We start from the raw sequence: 688 nt of genomic DNA, 5'->3' as shown, positions 1-688 counted from the left end.
CTTCCTTCGCAATTCCGGAGAGCTTGATGTGAAGATCACCAATCACAACCTTACTGTCATGGACTTCGTAATCACACTCGTCAGCAAGCTTTTGTAATGCATTCTGCAACTTTCGTTCTTCTTTCAACTCTAGAATAATCTTATCGACATCTACATAGACTAAGGAAAGCTTACTTTTTTCATCTTTCGCTAAAGAAACTGCTTTATCGATGACTTTTTTGCTGGAATCAGTAAGGTCTACCGCGACCAAAATATGTCCATAACTCATTACGTTCTCCTATTTTGAATGGTACTACTTTTAGTCTAGCTTATCGAACACACTAAACATCGGCTTACCTGCCGATATCTAAATGAAAACATCCAAATCCCCATCTCTAAGAGCTCAGCTGTTCGAACATATCCCCCTAAAACATCAAAAGCCTCTCACTAAACATTACACCGTAACTTAAGTTGACTAGTAACCGATGCTGTAAAACTAAGTCCGTAGTGGCTCCTGCCTCTAAGCGCTCTGAAAATCTAGATTAAAGATCATCAAAAACTCTGCCGCAATTTTAATGATGTAATCCATGGATAAGCAGTTCTGACACACTGTCTGCAAGTACTTACTGTCTTTATATGGAAGTATATATAAGCACCTAATTCTAATTTAATTTTGTGACACTGTGTCTTAATGAAAAATTCAACACAT

At 37.6% G+C, this 688-nt stretch carries 1 protein-coding gene; it reads right to left on the bottom strand.

Annotated elements, in window-relative coordinates:
• Positions 1–268: universal stress protein (locus R7P74_RS26635; RefSeq protein ID WP_318123655.1), on the bottom strand; the 268-nt coding region annotated here is incomplete at its 3' end.
• Between the last annotated feature and the right edge of the window lie 420 nt (positions 269–688).

The organism is Vibrio sp. 2033, assembly GCF_033339735.1.
Note: the sequence above shows the minus strand (reverse complement) of the source record. Positions and strands in the feature narration are given on the sequence as shown.